This window comes from Thermoplasmatales archaeon, assembly GCA_014361245.1.
Lineage (GTDB): Archaea > Thermoplasmatota > E2 > UBA202 > JdFR-43 > JACIWB01.
Genome location: JACIWB010000001.1, coordinates 44,109 through 66,889, shown reverse-complemented (window position 1 = coordinate 66,889; position 22,781 = coordinate 44,109). Strand labels below are relative to the sequence as shown.

Here is a 22,781-nt window from a genome sequence, read left to right as displayed (position 1 = left end):
AAAAATATTTTTAAATGATTTTATTTTCTCTTATGAAAGTTCTGGTTACAGGTGGAGCAGGATTTATAGGAAGTCACCTTGTTGAGCATTTGCTTGAGAGAGGATATGAAGTAAGATGCGTTGATAACTTTTCATCCGGAAAAATTGAATTTATTGAGAAAAACATTAAAGAAATAGAGCTTATAAAGGGAGATCTACTAAGTAAAAGAGTTGCAATTAATGCAGTTAAAGATTGTGAAATTGTTTTTCATCTTGCAGCAAATCCAGATGTAAGGGCGGGAGAAAAAAATACAAAATCGATATTTGAAAATAATGTTATTGCAACATATAATTTGCTCGAAGGAATGAGGAAGGAAGGAGTTAAAAAAATAATATTTACATCCTCCTCAGCTGTATATGGAGATGCTGAAAAAATACCAACTCCAGAGGATTATTCTCCCCTTATTCCAATTTCTATCTATGGAGCAACAAAGCTTGCTTGTGAAGCAATGATTTGCTCATATTGCCATACTTTTGACATGCAAACAATAATTTACAGATTTGCAAATGTTGTTGGAGGTAGATCAACACATGGAGTTATATATGATTTTATAAAAAAATTGCAAGCCAACAGAGAAAAACTTGAAATACTTGGAGATGGAAAACAGAGAAAATCATATCTTTATATAGATGATTGCATAGATGCAATTTTTCATACAATTGAAAGATGGAAGGGTAAAGTAGAAATATATAATATCGGCTCTCTTGATAGCATAGAAGTAAAGGAAATAGCTGATATAATAAGTGAGGAAATGAATGTAAAGCCAGAATATTATTTCACAGGAGGAATTGACGGGAGAGGTTGGAAAGGAGATGTAAAATTCATGACACTTGATATCTCAAAAATAATGCGAACTGGTTGGAAGCCAAAATACTCGAGCAAGGAGGCGGTGCAACTTGCGGCAAAGTGGCTAATAAATGAAATTAAATAGCCCGAGATAAGCCATTATCATGAGAGATGTTGTTATTGATGAGCCAAGAGCAACAATTGCAACTGTTTTTTTTGCTTTGAAGCCAAGAAGGCGGGATAGTATTGTTGTGCTTATTCCTCCAGTTCCCTGAAAAGGAACAGCCATAAAAATTATCATGGCAACTGTAACAAGTTTTCTTTTGCTAAAGTTTTCTGATTTCTTTTTCAGTTTGTCATAACCCTTATCCAGATAGGGAATATGATAAATTATAAGTTCTGCAAACCACCAGTTATATGCAATTATTGCAGATGAAATTATATCCATTATTATTATTGTGCTGCCTGTTATCCACGCTGGAATATCACTAAAAAGCATTAAAGGAATAATTGATTCTTTTCCAAGAGGAGGAAAAAGATAAGCAACAACAAGCCCTGCATATTTTGCATCAATTTCGCTTGGCAGATAATCAAAAACGAATACAAAATAAAATGCTATTGTAAGAAAAGGAGTTATGAATATAAGAACTTTATAAAGATGACTCAAGCTATGTCTTGTCTTCTGAATTTGTTTATAAATCTCATTTATTGCATCAAAGATTTTCATTTTTACCTTTCTTTATTTCTTCATATGCTTTATCTATAACATTTTTTATCAATTGATAAACCTCTTCAAGTTTTAATTCTCCCTTGCTTATCTCCTCTATTAAATAAGATAGCTTGCTTGCTGTTCTTGCAAATATAAGCCAGAATGCAAACAGCATACCCCATGTAAATGCAAGCAGGGCGGTAAGAAGCAATAGCAAATAGTTCATCATACCTTTATATATCGGAGGATAAAAATATTTTGATAAATTTTTATTTCATATTTTCCTTCTTATTATTCTTGTTGGAGTAACTACTATATCAACTCTTGCATCATTTTCATCGAAAGGAATATTTTTAACAACCTGAATATCATGAACTGTTGTTATCACTGGAACTTTACCAAATTTTTCTTCAATCATTTTTATTTCTCTATCTCCATATCCTCCTCCTTTTCCAAGGCGAATAAAATTTTCTTCATCAACCGCCACACATCCAGTGATTATTAAATCAGGTTTTATAAGCTCGTCAATTATTTTTCCATAAATAAATGCTCCAGAAATTGTGCTTGCAAACCTTTCCTTATCCTTAACTATAGATGGATCAACTCTTATAAAACCATGCTTTAATTTTGGAGAAGCCATTATCAAAATTTTATCCGCTCTTAAAGCATTTTCTCTAACTTTTTGCTGTGCAAAATCTGGATTTGAAAATACAATTTTAGCTTTTTTCCATTCTTCAAGTATTGTTACTTTATTTCCAGCTATATCACTTCCAGTAAAATTTGGTATTCTTCCATATGCATACGGAAATATTGCTATTTTCATTTCTTCCATTTTCTTCCATATTTCTTCCCTGATTTTTTGCTTTTCTATATTATATTTATAACTTCCCATCCTTCCTCCTCCATCTTTTTCAATATATGCCTTCTGTGACACGCAGCTGGCTTCTTTTCGGCGCAAAGAATTGCGGTTCTTTTTGCTTCCGCTATTTCTTTTAGTTTTTCATAATCCTTTTTCCATTCCTCACTTTCCATCCAGTTAGCATAGTCATATCTCAAGCCTCCGAGATTTTCAAAATGGAAGTATTCAATTTTATCAAGAATTCTTTTTAAATTTTCCTTCTTATAAATTTCAATTTTTGAAGTAGGGAAGCGTCTTACATCAGCAATTGCTTCAATTTTGTATTCTTTCAGTAAGTCAAGGAATTCTTCCTTGCTTCTGTTTGAATAACCTATTGAAAAAATTATTTTGCCATCCATATCACACGCTGTGGGAATGGTATCTGAATTCCTTCTTTCTCAAGAGCAACTTTTATTTTCCATAGCATTTCAGTTTTTACAGAAAACCACACAGCGGAAGGAGCCCATATTCTAACTGATAAATTTACGCTACTCTCACCAAGTTCATCAACAAAAACAATTGGCTCTGGTTGTTTAAGAACAAAAGGATGCTCTTCAAGCACTCTTTTTATTATATCTATTGCCTTGTTTGCGTCATCACTATATCTTATCCCTATTTTATACTCAAATCTCCTTACAGGGCTACTATAATAGTTGTATATCTTTGATGTAAAAACTTTTTCATTTGGAAAGCGGGCATATATCCCATCCCATGTCCTTATTGTTGTTGATAGAATCTTTATCTCCTCAACAATTCCATCAACATCTTCTATTCTTACTGCATCTCCTATCCCAATTGGTCTTTCAATTACAAGAAATATACCGCTTAAAAGATTTGAAACAACTGTCTGGCTGGCAAAACCAATTACTATACCAAGAATTCCTCCAGCCACAAGCAGGCCAGATAAAGAAATACCTATAATTGAAAGAGATGCAACAAAACCAATTATTATTATGATATAATATGCAAATTTTTCAAAATTTTTAACAGTTGCATCGGGTAGTTTATCCTTTAGTCCTCTCCTTATATTTATTCTGACAACTTTTGCTACTATTACTATAATAAGAATTGCTCCTATAAATTTCAATATCGCTTCAATCTCAATTCCTGCTATTTTATATTTAAGGATATCCCATATTGTCATTTAAAACCACGCTCCATGAAAAATTCTTTTTCAATTTCTTTTACAAGAGAAATTCCAAGTTTTCTACTCTTTGCAAGATATAAATCTACTGCCCCCTTCATTCCTTCAATTTTTTCATTAAAATATGTTTTTCCAATACTCTTCTTAACTATTTCAAGATTTGCAGAACAATATGCATAATCCTTATAGAAAATTTTCATGTTAATTGTGTTAAAAACAATTTTATTTATTTCAGTCCATTCATTATAATTGTTCTTAATTTTCAGCTCAATAACCCCTTCATATAATTTCTCAATGCTAGGAATTTTTTCATATACCTCACTTTTCCACCACCTGCATACAAACCCATCTTCAGGGCGCCCATAGAGTGTATATTTTAATTTTGTCTTTGTAAAAATATCAAATGGCTCAACATCCTTTTCATCTGATAGAAAAACACCTATCTCAAGAGGAAATTTAATAAATATTTTTTGCTCCACTCCAGGCTCAATAAAAATGCTTTTATCAAACTCTATCATTAGATGATTTGAAACATTAACTGGCAGATTTACAGGAGGAACTGGAGAAACAATAATTTCCCCTCTATCTGCATAAATTTTTTTCTCAACAGATTCATCTCCAACTTTTCTGAAATAATTTTTCTCTTTTCCATCACCAGCTAACTCTATTTTTATATCCCCTTCCTCAATTTTCAAATTTAATCCATATACTCCGAACATATTAATCTGCTTTCCTGAACTTGTAGCCATAATATATTGCTCCTGCACTGCCATCCTGCTGGATGCGCCTGAAGCAAACCTCAACTTTCATTCCTATTTGGATTTCATCGAGCTCACAATCAACTATTTCACCGGTTACATAGCAATCCTCCTCCATTTTTATAATGGCAATTGCGTAAGGAACATTCTTTTCAAATTCTGGGGGAGCATTTTTTATGATTGTAAAACTTTCAACGATTCCAGTGCCTTTCAACTTATAATCTTCAATTTTTCCAATCGATTTCCTCCTACAATTCGGGCAAATTTTAATTGGAGGGAAAAATATTTCTCCGCATACATTGCATTTGCTCCCTACAAGATTGTATCTCGCAGGTATCTCACGCCAGTAGCGAGCAACTCCCATCATATCACCTCCAGAATATGCACAACCGCTGTTCCACCTGAACCTCCTATATTATGTGTTAGCCCTATTTTTGCATCCTTTACCTGCCTTTGCCCCGCCTCACCTCTTAGCTGTTGAACAATTTCAATTATTTGGGCAACCCCAGTTGCTCCAACAGGATGACCTTTCGCTTTGAGCCCTCCCGAGGTATTTACTGGAATTTCTCCATCAAGAGATGTTAAGCCCTCTTCAGTTGCTTTTCCTCCTTTACCCTTTTCAAAAAATCCCAAATCTTCAATTGCCATAATTTCAGCGATTGTAAAACAATCATGAACTTCTGCAATATCAATATCCTTTGGCTCAATTCCTGCCATCTTATAAGCTTTTCTTGCCGCATATTGGGCTGCTGGTATGCCATCAAAAACCTTCCTGCGATGCAATGAAATTGCATCATTTGCCTGCACGCTCGCAGAAATTTTAACTGGCTTTTCGCAGTGCTTTTTGGCAAATTCAAGAGGAGCAAGCACTACCGCAGCTGAGCCATCGCTTATTGGACTGCAATCAAGAAGGTGAAGAGGGTCCGCAACAATCTGTGAATTGAGAACATCCTCAACCGTTATTCTGTTCCTGAACTGGGCTTTTGGATTCAAACTTCCATTATAATGATTCTTCACTGCTACCATCGCAAGCTGTTCCTGAGTTGTGCCATATTTGTGCATGTGATATCTTGCCATAAGAGCATATAAACCAGGAAATGTCAGACCAAGAAATGCCTCCCATTCCCTATCTGCTGCAGATGCAAGTATATCCGTCGCTTCTCCCCCAACCACATCTGTCATTTTTTCCGCTCCACCTACCACGACTATATCATACATCCCGCTTGCCACCGCCATATATGCCTGATGCATTGCAACCCCTCCAGATGCGCATGCGGCTTCAACCCTTGTTGAGGGAATATGCAAATCCTGTAAGCCAGCCACTTCTATTGCAATACTTGCTATATGTTCCTGTCCCACAAAGCGACCCGCTGACATTCCTCCCAAATATAGGGCATTTATCTTTTCTCCTTCTATTCCAGCATCTTCAATTGCCTTTATTCCTGCCTCACCAACAAGCTCACGGAAGGATTTTTCCCATAGCTCACCAAATTCAGTCATGCCAACTCCTATAACTGCCACATCTCTCATATTTCACCTCTAAATTTCATATAGGTTGAATAATCAACATATTTCTTATTTTCTATCATTTTCCTTAAATTGCATCTCTCATAACCCTCAATTTTATCAGTAACAGTTATATCGAATGCATCCGAGCCAGCCCCTGAGCCATATGAAACCGCAAATATTCTATCTCCACTTTTCGCGACATCTAAAATTGAAGCAAGTCCAAGCATTGTCGAGCCGGAATATGTATTGCCGATATGAGGGCATAGCAATCCCTGCTCTATCTGCTTCTTTTCAAAACCAAGAATTTTTGCAACCCTCGTTGGAAATTTTCCGTTTGGCTGATGAAAAACCGCATAAGTGTAATCACTAGCCTTTGTTCCCATTTTTTCCATCAGCATTTTAGCCGCATTTGTAACATGGCGGAAATAAGCTGGCTCACCCGTAAATCGCTCTCCATGCCCTGGATAAGCCTCCCCTTCCCTTCTCCAGAAATCAGGTGTATCGGTGGTGAAGGAAAGAGTGCAATTTATTTTCGCTATTCCATCATTCCCTATAATAAATGCAGCCCCCCCAGCAGCAGCAGTATATTCAAGAGCATCGCCAGGCGCGGCCTGCGCCACATCCGCCCCTATCGCCATGCCATATTTTATCATTCCTGATTTTACCAGAGCGATGCAATTCTGCATGCCGGCGGTGCCCGCCTTGCAGGCGAATTCATAGTCAGCTGCTGTCAGGCATGGGGTTGCTTCTATTGCCTCAGCCACTATTGTTGCTGTTGGCTTCACTGCATACGGATGACTTTCAGAGCCCACATAAATTGCCCCTATCTCTTTTGGATTTATCCTGCCAGCTTTAACCGCTTTTCTCGCTGCCTCAACAGATATTGTTGCAGTATCTTCATCTATTGCAGGAACAGATTTTTCAAAAATATATAAGCCAGATGAAATCGCTTTTGCATCTCTTCCCCATACGCGAGCTATTTCTTCAACCTTTATTCTATATTTTGGAACATAAGCCCCATAACTCACTATATAGCTCATTACTGCAACATAATTTTTGCATATATAAAAATGTCGGATTTGAAATAGTAAGAAAATAGAATTTTTTATCAATTTGCTTTAGCGAAATTATTAATAACATCAAAAACATTTCAGAAAACATGAAGGATAAATACGAAGAATGGATAAAAAATTTTAATTGGGATCTGCCAGAATATTATTCAATATGTGAGGTCGTTGATAAAACAGCTAAGGAAAGGGGCAAAGTAGCAATATATTATGAAGATGAGAGCGGGAACAGAGAAAAAATGACTTATTGGGAATTAAGAGATGAATCAAACAGATTTGCAAACTTTTTAAAGGGTTTGGGTATGAAAAAAGGGGATAGAATACTCATAATAATGCCCCGCCTGCCTGAGGTTTTTGTCGCTCAAATAGGAAGCTTTAAAGCGGGGGCAATAGTAATTCCATGTCCTGATATGCTTCGTGCAAAAGATATTGAATATAGAGCAAGCAATAGCGAGGCAAAAACAATAATTGCTCATCGCAATTCAACAAATTTTGTTGATGAAGTAAGAAATCAAATAAATGTGGAGAATTATATCATAGTTGATGGAGAAAAAGATGGATGGATAAGCTATAAAGAAATAAGGAAAGAATCGAGGAACTTTGAATATGGAAGGATAAAATCAAGCGATATAATGACAATAAACTATACTTCGGGCACTACAGGTGAGCCAAAAGGAGTAATGCATAATCATGCATGGATTTACTGCATGGCAAAAACAAATGCTGTTTACTGGTGGAACGCAAAACCAAATGAGCTGTTATGGGCAACTACAAGCCCTGGATGGGCAAAATGGTTCTGGTCTCCGATAGGAGTTGCTCTTGCAATAGGAGCATCACAGCTGATATACAATGGCAGATTTAATGCAAAAAAATATCTTGAATTGATGGAAAAGTATCGCATCAATAGATTTTGTTCAACACCAACAGAATACAGGCTTTTCGCACAGGAAGATTTAGAAAGCTATGATTTAAAGGATATGAAAAAGTTTTTAAGCGCAGGAGAAGCATTGAATAGAGAAGTAATTGATAGATTCAAAAAAGCATATGGCCTTCTTATCTATGATGGCTACGGGCAAACAGAAACAACAGGGCTTGTATGCAACTACGATGGCATAAAGGTGAAGCCTGGCTCAATGGGCAAGCCAATGCCTGGCGCCGGAATTGAAATAGTTGATGAAAACGGAAATATTTTGCCGGCGGGGCAGACAGGCCAGATTGCTGTGCCAATAAATCATCCCGGGCTTATGGTTGGATACTGGAATGGCAAGAGAATTGAAGAGATTGCTGTAAATGGCTTCTATCTTACAGGTGACCTTGCAAGAAAAGATGAAGATGGCTATATATGGTTTGAGGGAAGGGCTGATGATGTAATAAAATCATCTGGCTATAGGATAGGACCTTTTGAAGTAGAAGATGCTCTTGTAAAGCATCCAGCGGTTCTGGAAGCGGCTGTTGTTGCATCTCCAGACAAAATAAGAGGGAATATTGTTAAGGCATTTGTTGTTCTTGCAAAGGGATATGAGCCAAGCGAAAAACTTGTTAATGAACTGCAGGAATTTGTCAAACAGAATACTGCTCCATATAAATATCCCCGAGAAATAGAGTTTGTTGAAAATCTGCCAAAAACAATAAGCGGTAAGATAAAGAGAGCGGAATTAAGAGAGCTTGAAAAGAAAAGAAAAGGATTTATCTAATTCTTCCTTCTATCCATTTAACTATTTCATCTTTTTTTATTCTTATTTGCTCTGAAGTATCTCTAAATCTTATGGTTACTGTATCATCATCTTTTGTTTGATAATCAACAGTAATACAGAAAGGTGTTCCAATTTCATCCATTCTTGCATATCTTCTTCCTATACTTCCACTTTCATCATAAAAAGACATTATTTTATTTCTTCTCAGCTCTTTTTCAATTTCTCTTGCAATTTCCGGCAGATTATCCTTGGCAACAAGAGGAAAAACACCCGCTTTTATAGGAGCAATATTATGTGGAAGTGATAGAATCACATATTTTTCTCCCCCTTTTTCCTTTTCTATGTAGTTATGCTCCATTATAAAATAAAAAATTCTATCTATTCCATATGATGGTTCTATTACATGTGGCAGAAATTTTCTTAAATATACATTTTCCTCTTTTTCAACTATCTCATAAAATTCCTCGCCTATTTCATATTTTTCTCCATCTATCTCAATAAATAAATTTTCTTTTAATTCAGTCCCATCCAATTTTTCCTTAATAATTTTTGCTTTATCTTTAAATTTTTTCCCCAGTTTATCCATTTTTAGCTTTACTATCTTTTTCCTTATTTTTATTGGCTTATCAAATGTTTCTATTGCGTTCATATCCACACCTGTTGCCTTCATGTGGGCTTCTAAATCATAAGTGCAACGGTCTGCAATACCTACGCATTCAACCCATCCAAACCTGCTGGAATAAATCTCCGCATCCCAGCATTCGTTTGCATAATGGGCAAGTTCATCTTTTGCATGTTTTCTGAAACGAATTTTTTTTTCATCTATCCCAACTTTTATCAAAAATCTTTTTGTTAATGCAAGATAATATGCAATTGCCTCATTTCCAAATATTTTTCCAATTGCATCTATGAGTTTTATTCTCTCTTCCTTTCCTTCATAGAATACATTCAGTTCTTCGTTCTCAATTTCTTTAAATCTCTCATGTTTTTTATTTTCTCCATCAAAAAATATTTCAGCTTCAGCCATCGAAAACTCTCTTAACCTTATCATTCCCTGCCTTGGAGAAACTTCATTTCTGAATCCTTTCCCGATTTGAACAATTCCAAATGGTATTTTCTTTCTTGAAAATTCATAAAGGAAAGGAAAATCAACAAATATTCCCTGTGCAGTCTCTGGCCTCAAAAATGCTTTTTCTTTTTTTCTTCCTATACCAGTCTCAAACATCAGATTTACCTCGCTTCTTGTAACATCTCCCCCACAAACAGGGCATGCTCCATTTTTTAACTCTTCAACCTTAAAACTTAATTCACATTTTTTGCAATATCCTATTTCATCTATGAATTCATCAACATGACCAGATGCCTTCAGAACTGCAAAAGGAGTTATAACTGGTGTGGATATCTCATAAAATCCTTCATTAATAACATAAAAATTTCTCCATTCATTCTCTATGTTGTTTTTCATCAGGCAACCCAAAGGCCCATAATCATAAAAACCAGCCTCACCTCCATAAATTTCGTAAGAGGGATATATAAACCCCCGCCTTTTTGCCATTGCCATTATTTTTTCGTATATATCTGTCATATTAGAGAACTCATCAAATCCACATCATATAACATGCCAACAAGCTCATCATTTTCATTTATTACAGGAAGTTGATCAATTCTATGCTCAAGCATTTTTTTGGCTACATCAGAAATTTTTGATTTGATATAGGCTGTTATTACTTTTTTTACCATTACTTCCTTGACTGGCACAGAAGGAAGCTGAATTTTTGATGTTTCATAGTAAAGGCGCATCACATCTCTTATTCCTTCCCATGTCCACATATCCTCATCCTCCCCTATTCCCAAGTCCGATTTCTTCACGCTTTCCTGCAGATGAGAAAAAGTAAAAAGATCCCCGTCCGCAACTATTCCAACAAGCTCTCCATTATCATCCACCACAGGCAGGGCGGGGGCATTTGTTATTCTGAATATTTTCATAACTGCGGGTAGGGGTGTTTCCTGATATAGAGGCACACATAAGGGTGAGAGATATTTATCCACCCTGTCTGTTTTTTCTTTAAGCAAGATTAACAGATCTGGAGGAGAAATCACACCAACAAGTTCATTTTTTCTTACTACAGGAATGCCATGAATGCGTCTTTCATAAAATATTTTTGCTGCTTTTTTTATATTTGCATCTGGTGAGAGCACTATAGGATTTTTATCTATAAGGAGGGCGAGTTGTTGTTCTTCTGGATTTTCAAATATGCGATTTCTTGTAATCATTCCAACAAATTTTTTAGTTCCCGCCTTTACAACCGGCACACTGCTTACCTCGTATTTTCCAAATATTCTGAGCACTTCTTCTCTGCTTCCAGGTATTTCAGCAACTACAGGATTTTTATTCATCAACTCCTTAACTTTAAATTCCTTTTTTGATTCCTTCATTACCCTATGTAATACATCATCTTTTTTAAAATTTCCTCATTTTAATAAAAAAATTGTAAGGATTTTTGCTTATCATCTCATATGCTCTATTTTTTTCTATATTAAATTTTTCTATAAGAAAATTCATTTCTTCAATTATATCTGGCTTGACAATCATTGCATTATCTGTTCCAAGCATTATATTTGCTTTATATTCAATTAATCTATTCACTGGAGGAGATAAATTAAAATTAAAATTTGAACGAGGACAGATAACAATACCTATACCCTCTTTTACTATCTTCTTTATATCCTCATCACTTGCGTTGCACATATGAACAACAAATTTTGGCTTTAATGATATAACTTGTTCGATATTTTCCCTTCTTGCCTCGCTTGCATGTATTGCAAAAATTTTTTTTCTTTCATTAACATGATTTGCAATCATTTCAATCTCATTTTCATCCCAGTCATATACGCTGCTTAAACCTATACCCTCGCATATATCAAGCAATTCGTCAACTTCTTTTTCATCATATAACAAATTTTTAGGTCTCCCCAAGACAATTGCTTTTATTTTCCTTCCTCTTATTGCTTCTTTAAGAATTTTTACTCCTTCAATTCCTCCTTCTCTGAAATCAACAAAAAAATTTGTTCCGCACCTCTCCATTATATCAATTGCTTTTCTCATTCCACTAATAATTTCCTCTTTGCTTGCTTTTTCAAGCATTTTATTTTTAATCCCCGATGGAGAAAAAAGTTCCTCTATACTGTATTTTCTATCAATTGAAATAAAAGCATCTCCTATATGGGTGTGAGAATTAAAAATCATTTTGGTAAATATATTTCGAAAATAGTTCCTTTATTTTTTCCTTCATTTATAGCATCTCTTACTTCAAGTCTCCCGCCCATTTTTTCAACAATCTTTTTCGATAGATATAATCCGAGACCACTCCCCTTGCTATTCTTTCCTTTAGCCCCTATTTTGAATAAATTTTTTTTCAATTCTTCGTCTATTCCAATTCCATCATCCTCCACATATATCCTTAATTCCTTACCATCACCATCAACTCCAATTCTTACATTCTTTGCTTTTGAATGAGATATTGCATTTCCAAGCAAATTTGAAATAACCTCGCTTATAAGTTCTGCAACAACTATTTTCTTTCCATATTTTTTATATTCGATTCTGATATCTTTCTCACTCGCCTCTCTGCTGTATTCTTTTATCAGATCCAAAATAAATTTATCAAAATCAAATTCTCTTTTTTCCCAGTCCTTCTTTAAAAACTGTAACTTTCTCACATTATCTATTATCCTGCCTGCAGATAGAGCAGAATTCAAGGCAGCCTCTATCATTTCATGATGTTCATCCTTCAATTCTTCATCTTTCAATATTTCAAGATACCCAATTATGAGCTGTAACTTATTCGCAACATCATGGCGCAGGAGGGCATTGAAAAATTCAGCTTCTTCCTGCGCCTTCTTGAGGCTTGTGATGTCGTGGATGATACCGTCCATATATTCTTCATTCCCTTCTTTTACAAGAATTGCATATTCGTTTCCTATTACAATACTCCCGTCTTTCCTTATATATTCAACTTCATAATTTTTTACCGAGCCATATCTTTTCAGTTTTTCAACAAAATTTTTTCTATCTTCGGGATTTTTATATAATTTTTCAAGATTCATGTTTTCTAACTCTTCTTGGCTATAACCAAAAAATTCCTCAAGCGCCCTGTTTGCTTCAATAAGCTTTCCTTCCTTAACTCTATATATGCCCTCCACCGAATTTTCAAAAATACTCCTATATTTTTTCTCGGAATTTTCAAGCTTTGTCTTTATTTCTAGATTTTTTATAGCAGTAGCCAGAATATTTGAAAAAATTTCGAGCAATTTTATATCCTCTTCACCAAATCCATTAATTTCCTTTTTCTCAACATTTATAACTCCAATTACTTCGTCTCTATAAATTATTGGAACTGCAACCTCGCTTTTCATTCCTTTTGCCCCTTCAATATATCTTTTATCCTTAGATATATCAGGAACATATATGGTTTTTTTCTCTTTTGCACAAGCCACGGTTATTCCTTTTTTACCATTTAATAGCAGTGGTTCTGGCAATTTAAACAATCCAACAACCTCTACTTCCTTCAACTCATTTTCTTCCTTTATTAATAATTCAAAAGCATCAAAGTTAAATACATTTTTAAGGATAGATGAAAATAACCCATATAACTCATTGTAAGAATTTGCAAGCATCAATTGCGAAGACACTTGATATACTCCGAGTAGTTTATCCATCATTTTTCGTTAAATATTTTTGTTATATAAAATCCTTTTTGAAATTTCAACCAAACCAATAGTTAAGTTTATTTACAAACACATATATATTTTTATGGGTAAAGGATCAGCAATAACATTTCTATCAATTTTTTTATTTTTAATCTTATTTTTCATTTTCCTAAAGATTTTTCCAGAGGGAATAGAAATTGCTCCATCCACAAAAATAGAAATGGAAGGCGAAATGATGCTTTTTGGAAATATAAGCGGCGGCGCATCCGCATTATATTCAAAAAATTTTTCCATTCTTTATAATGGTATAGAAAATAATGGAGAAGAGGTTTATATTGAAGGAAACATATCTTTTAACTGTAAAAGAATTGTTATTTCGGATATATTGACTACAAACGAAACTTATTTTCTGGGTAAAAACTGCATTGTCACATTTGACAATGAAAAAAAATTTTATGAAATTGTTGAGGGAAAATTAGAAGGAGAGATTTTTATTTATCCTTGCGAAATAATTTTCTTGAATAAAAGTGAAAAAGAAATAGAGATAAATGTTTCAATACCTCTTGAATTAAAAAATTTTGTTTTTTCAAAAAATGGCAGTTTTTTTATGGATAAAAATGAAAATTTTTCTTTGATTGCTTTTACTGGAACTGGAAAATATGTAACAAAAGAAAAGAAATTTTATGGTGAGGCAAAAATAATTTTCATAGATAATAAGTTTTATGAAAAATTGGGTTATAAATGGATTATCTATATCTGGATATTTTCCTTAATAATATTTATACCATCCCTATTTTTTAAGAGAGAGCAGATTGAAAAGGACAAAAATTATCTTGGATTTTCTATAGTTTCGTCCATTTTCTTTTTCTGCATCTCAATATTCCTATGGAACTGCGAAATCAGAAGAGTTGCGGGTTTAAATATTTTCGATTTAAGAGATTTTTTAAAATTTTCATTTTCCTTAATAATCTATCTTTTTTCTTTTGCACTGATTGGCTTTCCAATAAGAATTGCAATATCTTCCTTTTTTGAATTCTTTGGGATGATTAATATCGGAAGAACAATTGCTCGCTTGATTGGTTTCCTAATGATTTTTATATTGGGTATAGTTTTTCTTCCATTTTTTATGAATATTACAATATCTCCTTTCCTAAAATACTATTTGTATTTAATGGGGCTAAAATGATATATCCTCTGCCAAATGAAAGGGCTTTGTATATAAAAAAAGAAAAGGCGATTGTTATAGCTGACTTGCATATAGGTATAGAATTTGAATATCATATGCAGGGAATAAATATTCCTATTCAGACATCTAATATGTTAAAAAAAATTGAGTTTTTAATTGATGAAAATAATGCAAATAAACTTATAATTGTTGGAGATTTAAAACATGTGATATGCGGTTCTGATGCAAAAAATAATAGATATTTTATGGAAAAAGAAAGAAAAGAGACGAGCTTTTTTATAAATAGATTGGATAAAATAGTTGATTTAATAATAGTTAAGGGAAATCATGATGTTTTTTTAAGAAGTAAAAGGGCGAATATATATAATGCAGGGGGTTTTAAAATGGGAAATATTTCATTTGCTCACGGTCATGCTTGGCCATCTGAAGAAATAATGAGCGGAAAAAATCTTGTTTTTGCTCATGTTCATCCCGTGCTTAAAATCAAAAACAATTATACCTATTATACAAAACCCTGCTGGGTGAGAGGGCCATTAAATAAAAATTTGAATAAATATAGAAAATGGAATAAAAAAATGAATTTTGTAATAATGCCCTCTTTCAATCCGCTCTGCGGGGGTAGTGCTATAAATGAAAATAAAATAGGGGGAATAATTCCAAAAATTGCTGACATAGAAAACTCTTATGTGTATCTTTTGGATGGAACAAATTTAGGAATAGTAAAAAATTTAAAGAAATTTTCGATTAATATAAGGTGAAAAAATGAAAATACTTGTTACTGACAAGATATCTGAGGAAGCGATTGAAAAATTAAGGGAAAAGCATGAAGTTTATTTTAAGGAACTGAGAGGAGAAGAACTGGCAAGAGAAATAGGAGAATATGATGCCTTGATGGTAAGAAGTGCAACAAAAGTTACAAAGGAAATTATAGAAAATGCAAAAAAATTAAGGGTTATCGGAAGGGCGGGCATAGGAGTTGATAACATAGATGTGGAAGCTGCATCAAAGAAAGGAATAATTGTTGTTAACTCGCCAACTGGAACAACCCGCTCTGTTGCGGAGCTAGCCGTTGCCTTCATGTTTGCGCTTGCAAGGAAAATCTGTTATGGGGATGCAAAAATGAGAAAGGGAATATGGGCGAAAAAAGAGATGGAAGGAATAGAATTGCAGGGAAAAACAGTTGGCTTGATTGGCTCTGGAAATATTGCTCAGGAAGTGGCAAAAATTGCAAATGCTTTGGGAATGAATGTAATTGTATACAGCCCGAACTGCAGTGAGGAAAAAGCCAAAAAAATGGGAGCAAAATTGAAGAGAATTGAAGAAATCTTCAGAGAATCAGATTTTGTTTCAATTCACATCCCGAAGACAAAAGAAACATACCATATGATAAATGAAAAATTGCTTTCCCTTATGAAAAAGAGCGCTTATCTTATAAATTGCTCAAGAGGAGGAGTTGTAGACGAAGAAGCCCTTTACAAAATGCTTAAAGAAAAAAGAATTGCTGGCGCCGCCATTGATGTGTATGAAAAGGAGCCTCCCGAAGCTTCTCCGCTTTTCGAGCTTGAAAATGCTATTTTTACCCCCCATATAGGTGCATCCACAGTTGAAGGGCAAATTAGAGCTGGAATAATATGTGCGGAGCAAATATTGAAGGTTCTTGATGGTGAAGAGCCCGATTACTGGGTTAATAAAAATTTGATTAAGTAATGAGTTTGAAAGTTGAAATAGATACAAGGAGTTGCAATACAAGAGAGGGTTATATTGAAATAGAAGGAAAAAAATTAAAGATTCCAAATATTTTATGGTATTCTTCAGATAGAATAAAAACTCCGGAGTTTGCAGAAATCAAACTTGGGGAAGAAATAAAAATAGGAGGGAGTTTTTTTTATCCAGAGGAATGCGAGTTTTGCATTCCCCCTTCCCTATTCTATCCATATTTTTTTCCAGATGATTTTCCAAGTTATTTAGGAGAAAATGATTTTTTCAGTTATGTATCCAAAAATATCTCTCATAAGGAAAATAAGATATACATTATGGCTAATTCAAAAGAGGCTTATTCAAATCCAAGAGATTTTGTTGAGTATTTAACTGAAATAAGAGAAAAAATAGGATACAAAATTTTATATGCTCCCGCAATAGCAAATCCTATAAATCTTCCAGTTTTATCCTATTGCGGAATTGACCTCTTTGATTCAATTGACTTAATTTTTAAAAGCAGAAAAAAAATATATTTTACCTCAGAAGGTGAATTTGATTTAAGAGAGATGAATGAATATCCATGCTCATGCATTTATTGCAGAAAAGGTATAAAAAATTTTGAGGATTTACTCTTTCATAATTATGAAACGATGAGAAATGAATTAATAAAAGTAAGGGAGTATATAAGAAATGGAAATCTGAGGGAATATGTTGAAGCAAAAATCCATTTTTCAACGCATCTTGCATCAATAATAAGAATTATTGATATTGAAAAATATGCCTATCAAGAAAAGAGATATCCTGTAAATGGAAAAAAAATAATTGTATCTCCCTACTCCTTTTACAGACCTGATATTTTAAGGTTCAGGGAAAAAATCTGTAATATTTACAGGAAGCCGAAATCCACAAAAATATTATTGCTTCTTCCATGCTCTTCAAAAAAACCTTATTCAAAATCAAAATCCCATAAAAAATTTAATGAAATAGTTTCCTCATTCAAAAATAAAAATGTTATACATGAGGTTATAATAACATCCCCTCTTGCTATCGTTCCAAGAGAACTTGAATATACATATCCATCTGCCCACTATGATATTTCAACAATTGGCTACTGGGATAAGGAAGAAATTGATATAATAAAGAAATGTTTTGAGAAATTTATTTACAATAATAAGTATGATGTTGTAATAAATCATCTTCCTTACCCAATATCTTCAATTGTTGAGTTAGATGCTATAAATACATGTGTAGAGCATCCAACATCAACATCTTCTCTTAAAAAACTCTCAGATGCCCTAAAAATTTGCGAAGATTTTGAATATGTAAGCAAAGAAAAAAGAGATTATGAAAATGCTCTCTCGATGCTATATTTTCAATTTTCAAAACCTGAAAAATTTATGGAAAAATGCTATGTAAGAGGAAATTTTCCAAATTATAAAGTATATTACGAAAATAAGCAAATTGCATCTTTTGTTCCTGAAAGAGGTTTTTTTTCTTTAACCATTGAAGGAGGAAGAAAAATTGGTAAAAATTACTGGGTTGAAATAGAAGATTTTTATCCAAAAGGAAGTATTTTTGCTTGCGGGGTAATAGATGCAGATAAAAAAATAAGAATAGGGGATGAAGCAATTGTTTTTCACAAGGATGAAGTTAGGGCTGTTGGGATTGCAAAAATGAATTCAGAAGAAATGATAGAAAGCCAAAGCGGGGAAGCAATAAAGGTTAGACATCGTATCCAACCATAACGATTTTTCCTTTATCAGTATCAATAATTGTATATTCTCCAGATTTTCCAACGCTACAATTCACAACAATTGTATCGCAAAATTTATCATATCCCGCATCTTCATGCACATGCCCGCATATAATATAGGAAGGTTTCTTTTCCTCCATTATTTTTCTTAATTTCTTATCACCGATATGCATTCCAAAAAATGCTTTATCTTTTGTCTTATAGGGAGGAAAATGGCTTATAATTATATCTACTCCTTCTATTTCTGGAAATAATTTTCCTATTCCAGAAAATTTCAGAGAATTTATTTTCAAATTTTTACCATCAATAAAATTTATTTTTTCATATTTTAGATTTGAATCTGTGTTTCCATGAACTGCATAAAAAGGAAGATCTATTTTATTGAAAATGCTTTCGTCAATATATCCCATATCTCCAGCAATTACACAAATATCTGGTTTTTCTTTCTCTATCCCCCTTATAAAATGTTCATATCTTTCTTTTTTACCGTGAAAATCAGCAGCACATATGATAATCATATCACTTTTCTTCCCTGTATTTTAAATTTATTTCCTTATTTAACTTTATGTAAAGCTCCGCTCCTTTCTCAATTATTTTTTTATCATTTAATACAGAAATTGCTTCTTCCGCCATAATTTCGAGTAATTTTTTTATTTCTTCCCTATTCATTTCAATAAGTTTTATTATATCCCCAACTATCTCCTGCAAGCTTTCCCCCTCTATCTTTATTTCTATTTTCATATTTCATAATTATAAAATAATTTATTTATTTTGCTATGCTTAAATTTTTATATAATTCAGGTTTTTACCTTCATGAAAATTCTCTTCATACACGCTGATTTCATGGAATATGAGGCAAAAGAAAAAGCAATTGAAAAAGCAGAAGAAAGGGATATAAAAAATGACAGGATGGAAAATGCTCTTGTTGCATTTATTTCAGTAGAGAAAGATGATGAAGCTTATGAAATAGCATGCAACGAAATAAGGAATGTTGCAGATATGGTTAATACAAGGAATATAATGCTGTATCCTTATGCCCATCTTTCAAGCGAACTTGCTTCTCCAGAAAATGCAATTGAAATATTGAAAAATATCGAGGAGAATTTAAAAAAAGATTATAATGTAAAAAGAGCACCATTTGGATGGTATAAATCCTTTAAAATAAGTTGTAAAGGGCATCCTCTATCTGAGCTTTCTCGCCATATTATATGCAGAAAAGAAAGGAGGGAAGAGGAAATAAAATCTGAATGGTATATTCTTACCCCAGAAGGAGAGCTAATCGAAGCAGAAAAATTTGATTTTTCAAATAATGAAGAACTAAAAAAATTTTATGAATATGAAGCCTTTGGCAGCAGAAAATCAGAGGAAGAACCAGCCCATATAAAGTTAATGAAAGAGCATGAAATTGTAGATTACGAAAATGCCTCGGATTACGGAAACATGAGATGGTATCCAAAGGGCTATTTAATAAAGAGATTGCTCGAAGAAAAGGTAGAAGAAATGTGCCTCTCCGCGGGCGCCATGCAGGTGGAGACGCCGATTATGTATGATATGAGCCATCCATCGCTAAGTAAGTATATAAAAAAGTTTCCCGCCCGCCAGTATGTCGTGAAAGGAGATAAAAACAGAGAGTTCTTCCTTAGGTTTGCTGCATGTTTTGGGCAGTATTTGATGGCGCACGAGATGAATATTTCCTATAAGAATCTACCAATAAGGTTTTTTGAGCTTGCAAAGTCATTCAGGAGGGAGCAACACGGCGAGCTTGCGGGCATAAAGAGGCTGAGAGCATTTACAATGCCTGATATGCATACTATATGCAAAGATGAAAAACAATCTCTTGAGGAATTTAAAAGACAATTTCTTTTATCTGTTGAATGGTCAAAAATAATTGATATAAAAGGGGAAATTGCTATAAGGTTTGTAAGGGATTTCTTTGAAAAAAATAAGGATTTTTTTGTATCTCTTATTAAAAAATGGGGAAAACCTGCTCTTGTTGAAATGTGGGATAAAAAATATTTTTATTTTGTAGCAAAATTTGAGATAAATTTAAATGATTCTGTTGGAAAATCATTTGCTCTTTCAACTGTACAGATAGATGTGGATAATCCAAAATCATTTGAGATTACATATACAGATGAAAATGGAGAAAAAAAATACCCCTACTTACTTCATGCATCAATTTCTGGAGGAATTGATAGATGTGTTTGTGCTATTTTGGAAACAGAAGCAATGAAAATTAAAAAAGGCATTAAACCATCTCTTCCCTTCTGGCTGTCCCCTACACAGGTTAGGATAATTCCTGTAAATGAGAATTTTTTAGAAGATTGTAAAAAAATTGCTAAAAAAATAAAGGCGAGAGTAGATATCGATGATAGAGATGAAAGTGTTGCTAAAAAGATAAGAGATGCAGAAAAAGAATGGGTGCCAATAATAATTGTATATGGAGAGAAAGAAAAAGAAGGAAAACTAAAGCCAAGATACCGATTTGAATGCGATAGAAAAGAGGTGAACTTAAAAGAGTTAAATCTTATAATAAAAGAAAAAATGAGAGGTTATCCTTTCAGAAATCTTTCAATGCCGCTCATGCTGAGTAAGAGAGCAAAATTCAGATGAATTTATTTGTTTTTTATCCAGTAAATCATTAGAATGATTCCAAATAAAATAAGCAAAGATGGAATAACTATCTGCAGGAAAATGATTAAAAAAGATGCTTTTTTTGCTTTTTCTGCCATCTCATTAACCGATTTTTCTTTCATCCAGTATCTAAAATCAAGAACTTTTACTTTATTTTCAGATAGTTTTTCTATCTGATTTTTTTGTTCTTTTGCTTTTTCCATATTTTCAAAAATATCTTTTGTTTTAAGATTTATCCTAACAACACTACTAATTGATTCTGAAAAATTTAGCAGGCGAGCCATTGTAATTGACTTTTCTTTCATTTCCTCAATTGTTTCTTTTTTAAACGATAAATTTACCTTATATACATCAATCCAAAAAAACCCTCTTAATCCAGTTATTATCTCCAGAGGATTTATCTTTTTAACTGAATTTTTTTTCATATCAATAATAAGACCCGTTTTCGGCTCAACCCAGTAATCTGTTTTGGTAATATATCTTACATTCATGCCGATTGTTGAATCATACAAAAATCTATCTTCTTCTGTCTCAAAAAGGTAGGTATGAATTCCTTCATGGTCCTCTTCTCTTATAAATGAAACTATTGATGGCAAATTTATTTCAGGATTCCACATCAAATAATCTCTTTTTTCAACACCCGGTGGAAATGTAAAAAGTCCCTCCCTCTCCATATCCCCATAATTTTTTGCCTCCTCGCATGTATCTGCATATACCCCATGATATTCTTTCTTGCACGCCATATCAATTTTTTCACCATTTCTTTTATCCCTCGTTTCGGTTATATCCTCTATAACAATAACCTTTTTCCCGTCTTCCCAACAAACATTTCCCACCCTTAAATTTCTTTCCATTTCTATTTCTCTTAAAATAGATGCAATTGAGAGCTCACCTTCCATTTTCACGCTTGTTTCAAAATTTTCTGGTATGGTATATAAATTTGGAAAATTTGCATTTATATCTCCATTTTTTTCAAGATAAACTATGAAACCTGTCGATGGCTCAACAAAATAAGTTGTTTTTCCATCATAGTAAAGTTTTATATACCTGTCACTCAGTCCTTCTATACTTTCATTTCCTATAAAATAATTTTTTACATCACTTTCATATCTATAAACTTTTAGCCCGCCAATTTCTTCCTCTCCCATAAATTTTACAGTTGATACATCATTTATATCTGAATTCCATATTTCATAATCTTTTTTTTCAACACCTACTGGAAATGTAAGCAATCCTTTTTTTCCACATAAAAATTCAATTAATTCCATTGTATATGGATTTACTGCATCCTCTGAATAAGAGCATAGATCTTCTATTCTTTCACCGTTTTCATCTGTTGCAATTACTTCATTCTTTATTATATAATAGTGTTCAAAATTTCTCAGATTTTCAATGTGATTGCAAACACTTATATTTTTTTCCTCATAAAGAGCATTTGATGTATTAAGAATTACAATCTTACCATCCAAAAAAACACTTATATTAAGATTTGAGGGAAGTTTTCTGAGATTTGGAAATTGAGCATACTCCCATATATGTTTCTGTAAATCAACTATTGTTCCCGTATTCGGCTCAACCCATGCGGTTAAATCTCCACTATAAAAAATTTTTACTTCAGGCAACATTGGCAGATATCCAAAAAACACATTTTCCTGCCCCCCAGAAAACTTATATGTTCTTATCCTTCCTCTTTTTTCCTCCCCAGCATACCGCCCCCAGGATTGCGCCTCCTCCTTAGAAATGTAACCCTTTTTAAAAGGGTCGTCGAGGTCGCTATTCCATACAAGATAATCCTTCTTTTGCACTCCAACAGGAAATATCCATTGCCCCGCCCTATCTATATCTCCAAAGCCTTCTATATTTTCAGCATTGTAAGGATTTATTCCATACAATTTTACCATGCATAGTTCATCTATCCTTTCATTGGTAACTTTATCAAATACTTCTATATCTTCTCTTATTAAAAGAACATTTCCTTCATACCCCATGCTACTTATTTTTCTCAAAATCTCTACTTTTTTGTAATCAAGGGTTGCTGTCTTTGGATTTAGCATTCTAAGCTCTCCCTCATAAAATATAATTTCATTTAGATTTGAAGGTATTTTTTTCATTGAAGGAACAAAATAAAATGAGAGAGTAGGCGAGATTATAAAAAATACTATTGCCAATGCAAATACCGAATGTTTTAAGTTCAT

At 33.4% G+C, this 22,781-nt stretch carries 23 protein-coding genes; 7 read left to right on the top strand and 16 right to left on the bottom strand.

Annotated features, from left to right (window positions below; genetic code table 11):
* Positions 1-32: 32 nt before the first annotated feature.
* Positions 33-971, top strand: coding sequence for an NAD-dependent epimerase/dehydratase family protein (locus H5T45_00385; GenBank protein ID MBC7128178.1), 939 nt, complete (start codon positions 33-35; stop codon positions 969-971).
* Here the strand turns inward: H5T45_00385 and H5T45_00380 are convergent.
* From H5T45_00380 to H5T45_00340, 9 genes are read right to left on the bottom strand one after another with little or no spacing between them, the layout of a single operon-like run.
* Positions 951-1,553, bottom strand: a complete 603-nt coding sequence (locus H5T45_00380; protein MBC7128177.1) for a small multi-drug export protein — start codon at positions 1,551-1,553, stop codon at positions 951-953. The genes H5T45_00385 and H5T45_00380 overlap by 21 nt on opposite strands.
* Positions 1,540-1,761, bottom strand: a complete 222-nt coding sequence (locus tag H5T45_00375; GenBank protein ID MBC7128176.1) for a hypothetical protein — start codon at positions 1,759-1,761, stop codon at positions 1,540-1,542. The genes H5T45_00380 and H5T45_00375 overlap by 14 nt, the downstream gene beginning before the upstream one ends.
* A gap of 48 nt (positions 1,762-1,809) precedes the next feature.
* A complete protein-coding gene (locus tag H5T45_00370) occupies positions 1,810-2,469 on the bottom strand; it encodes a 5-formyltetrahydrofolate cyclo-ligase (protein ID MBC7128175.1) in 660 nt (219 codons plus the stop codon).
* Complete coding sequence (locus H5T45_00365; protein ID MBC7128174.1) at positions 2,403-2,792, bottom strand: DUF488 domain-containing protein; 390 nt, start codon at positions 2,790-2,792, stop codon at positions 2,403-2,405. The genes H5T45_00370 and H5T45_00365 overlap by 67 nt, the downstream gene beginning before the upstream one ends.
* Positions 2,777-3,577: a mechanosensitive ion channel family protein gene (locus H5T45_00360; GenBank protein MBC7128173.1), complete on the bottom strand. Its 801-nt coding sequence runs from the start codon at positions 3,575-3,577 to the stop codon at positions 2,777-2,779. Before H5T45_00360 ends, H5T45_00365 begins: the two co-directional genes overlap by 16 nt.
* Entirely contained in the window at positions 3,574-4,326 is a 753-nt protein-coding gene (locus tag H5T45_00355) for a DUF432 domain-containing protein (GenBank protein ID MBC7128172.1), read from the bottom strand. The genes H5T45_00360 and H5T45_00355 overlap by 4 nt, the downstream gene beginning before the upstream one ends.
* On the bottom strand, positions 4,298-4,699 hold the full coding sequence (locus tag H5T45_00350; GenBank protein ID MBC7128171.1) for a Zn-ribbon domain-containing OB-fold protein: 402 nt from the start codon (positions 4,697-4,699) through the stop codon (positions 4,298-4,300). Before H5T45_00350 ends, H5T45_00355 begins: the two co-directional genes overlap by 29 nt.
* A complete protein-coding gene (locus H5T45_00345; GenBank protein MBC7128170.1) occupies positions 4,699-5,865 on the bottom strand; it encodes a thiolase domain-containing protein in 1,167 nt (388 codons plus the stop codon). The genes H5T45_00350 and H5T45_00345 overlap by 1 nt, the downstream gene beginning before the upstream one ends.
* A complete protein-coding gene (locus H5T45_00340) occupies positions 5,862-6,884 on the bottom strand; it encodes a hydroxymethylglutaryl-CoA synthase (GenBank protein ID MBC7128169.1) in 1,023 nt (340 codons plus the stop codon). Before H5T45_00340 ends, H5T45_00345 begins: the two co-directional genes overlap by 4 nt.
* Positions 6,885-7,003: 119 nt before the next feature.
* On the opposite strand from H5T45_00340, the gene H5T45_00335 reads away from it, so the two are divergent.
* Entirely contained in the window at positions 7,004-8,605 is a 1,602-nt protein-coding gene (locus H5T45_00335; protein MBC7128168.1) for an AMP-binding protein, read from the top strand.
* Here the strand turns inward: H5T45_00335 and glyS are convergent.
* Genes glyS through H5T45_00315 form a run of 4 tightly spaced genes read right to left on the bottom strand, consistent with a single transcriptional unit; the run spans position 8,598 to position 13,327 of the window.
* Positions 8,598-10,190 (bottom strand): glycine--tRNA ligase, encoded by a 1,593-nt coding sequence (glyS, locus tag H5T45_00330; protein MBC7128167.1) that lies wholly within the window; start codon positions 10,188-10,190, stop codon positions 8,598-8,600. The genes H5T45_00335 and glyS overlap by 8 nt on opposite strands.
* Positions 10,187-11,041: a CBS domain-containing protein gene (locus tag H5T45_00325; protein MBC7128166.1), complete on the bottom strand. Its 855-nt coding sequence runs from the start codon at positions 11,039-11,041 to the stop codon at positions 10,187-10,189. Before H5T45_00325 ends, glyS begins: the two co-directional genes overlap by 4 nt.
* A 25-nt stretch (positions 11,042-11,066) precedes the next feature.
* Entirely contained in the window at positions 11,067-11,852 is a 786-nt protein-coding gene (locus H5T45_00320; GenBank protein MBC7128165.1) for an amidohydrolase family protein, read from the bottom strand.
* Positions 11,849-13,327, bottom strand: coding sequence for a PAS domain S-box protein (locus tag H5T45_00315; protein ID MBC7128164.1), 1,479 nt, complete (start codon positions 13,325-13,327; stop codon positions 11,849-11,851). Before H5T45_00315 ends, H5T45_00320 begins: the two co-directional genes overlap by 4 nt.
* Positions 13,328-13,418: 91 nt before the next feature.
* Here H5T45_00315 and H5T45_00310 point away from each other — a divergent pair, with 91 nt between their 5' ends.
* From H5T45_00310 to H5T45_00295, 4 genes are read left to right on the top strand one after another with little or no spacing between them, the layout of a single operon-like run.
* A complete protein-coding gene (locus tag H5T45_00310; GenBank protein ID MBC7128163.1) occupies positions 13,419-14,501 on the top strand; it encodes a hypothetical protein in 1,083 nt (360 codons plus the stop codon).
* On the top strand, positions 14,498-15,259 hold the full coding sequence (locus H5T45_00305) for a metallophosphoesterase (GenBank protein MBC7128162.1): 762 nt from the start codon (positions 14,498-14,500) through the stop codon (positions 15,257-15,259). The genes H5T45_00310 and H5T45_00305 overlap by 4 nt, the downstream gene beginning before the upstream one ends.
* 4 nt (positions 15,260-15,263) lie before the next feature.
* Positions 15,264-16,208, top strand: a complete 945-nt coding sequence (locus tag H5T45_00300) for a phosphoglycerate dehydrogenase (protein ID MBC7128161.1) — start codon at positions 15,264-15,266, stop codon at positions 16,206-16,208.
* Positions 16,208-17,944 carry a DUF5591 domain-containing protein gene (locus tag H5T45_00295; GenBank protein ID MBC7128160.1) on the top strand — a complete coding sequence of 579 codons (1,737 nt, stop codon included), beginning with the start codon at positions 16,208-16,210 and terminating at the stop codon, positions 17,942-17,944. Before H5T45_00300 ends, H5T45_00295 begins: the two co-directional genes overlap by 1 nt.
* Here H5T45_00295 and H5T45_00290 read toward each other — a convergent pair.
* Entirely contained in the window at positions 17,922-18,470 is a 549-nt protein-coding gene (locus H5T45_00290; protein ID MBC7128159.1) for a metallophosphoesterase family protein, read from the bottom strand. The genes H5T45_00295 and H5T45_00290 overlap by 23 nt on opposite strands.
* Position 18,471: 1 nt before the next feature.
* The gene (locus tag H5T45_00285) at positions 18,472-18,693 is read right to left on the bottom strand and encodes a hypothetical protein (protein ID MBC7128158.1); all 222 of its coding nucleotides are present in this window, start codon (positions 18,691-18,693) and stop codon (positions 18,472-18,474) included.
* Positions 18,694-18,765: 72 nt separating this feature from the next.
* On the opposite strand from H5T45_00285, the gene H5T45_00280 reads away from it, so the two are divergent.
* Positions 18,766-20,565 carry a threonine--tRNA ligase gene (locus tag H5T45_00280; protein MBC7128157.1) on the top strand — a complete coding sequence of 600 codons (1,800 nt, stop codon included), beginning with the start codon at positions 18,766-18,768 and terminating at the stop codon, positions 20,563-20,565.
* A gap of 2 nt (positions 20,566-20,567) precedes the next feature.
* Here H5T45_00280 and H5T45_00275 read toward each other — a convergent pair whose 3' ends face one another.
* Complete coding sequence (locus H5T45_00275; GenBank protein ID MBC7128156.1) at positions 20,568-22,781, bottom strand: DUF3068 domain-containing protein; 2,214 nt, start codon at positions 22,779-22,781, stop codon at positions 20,568-20,570.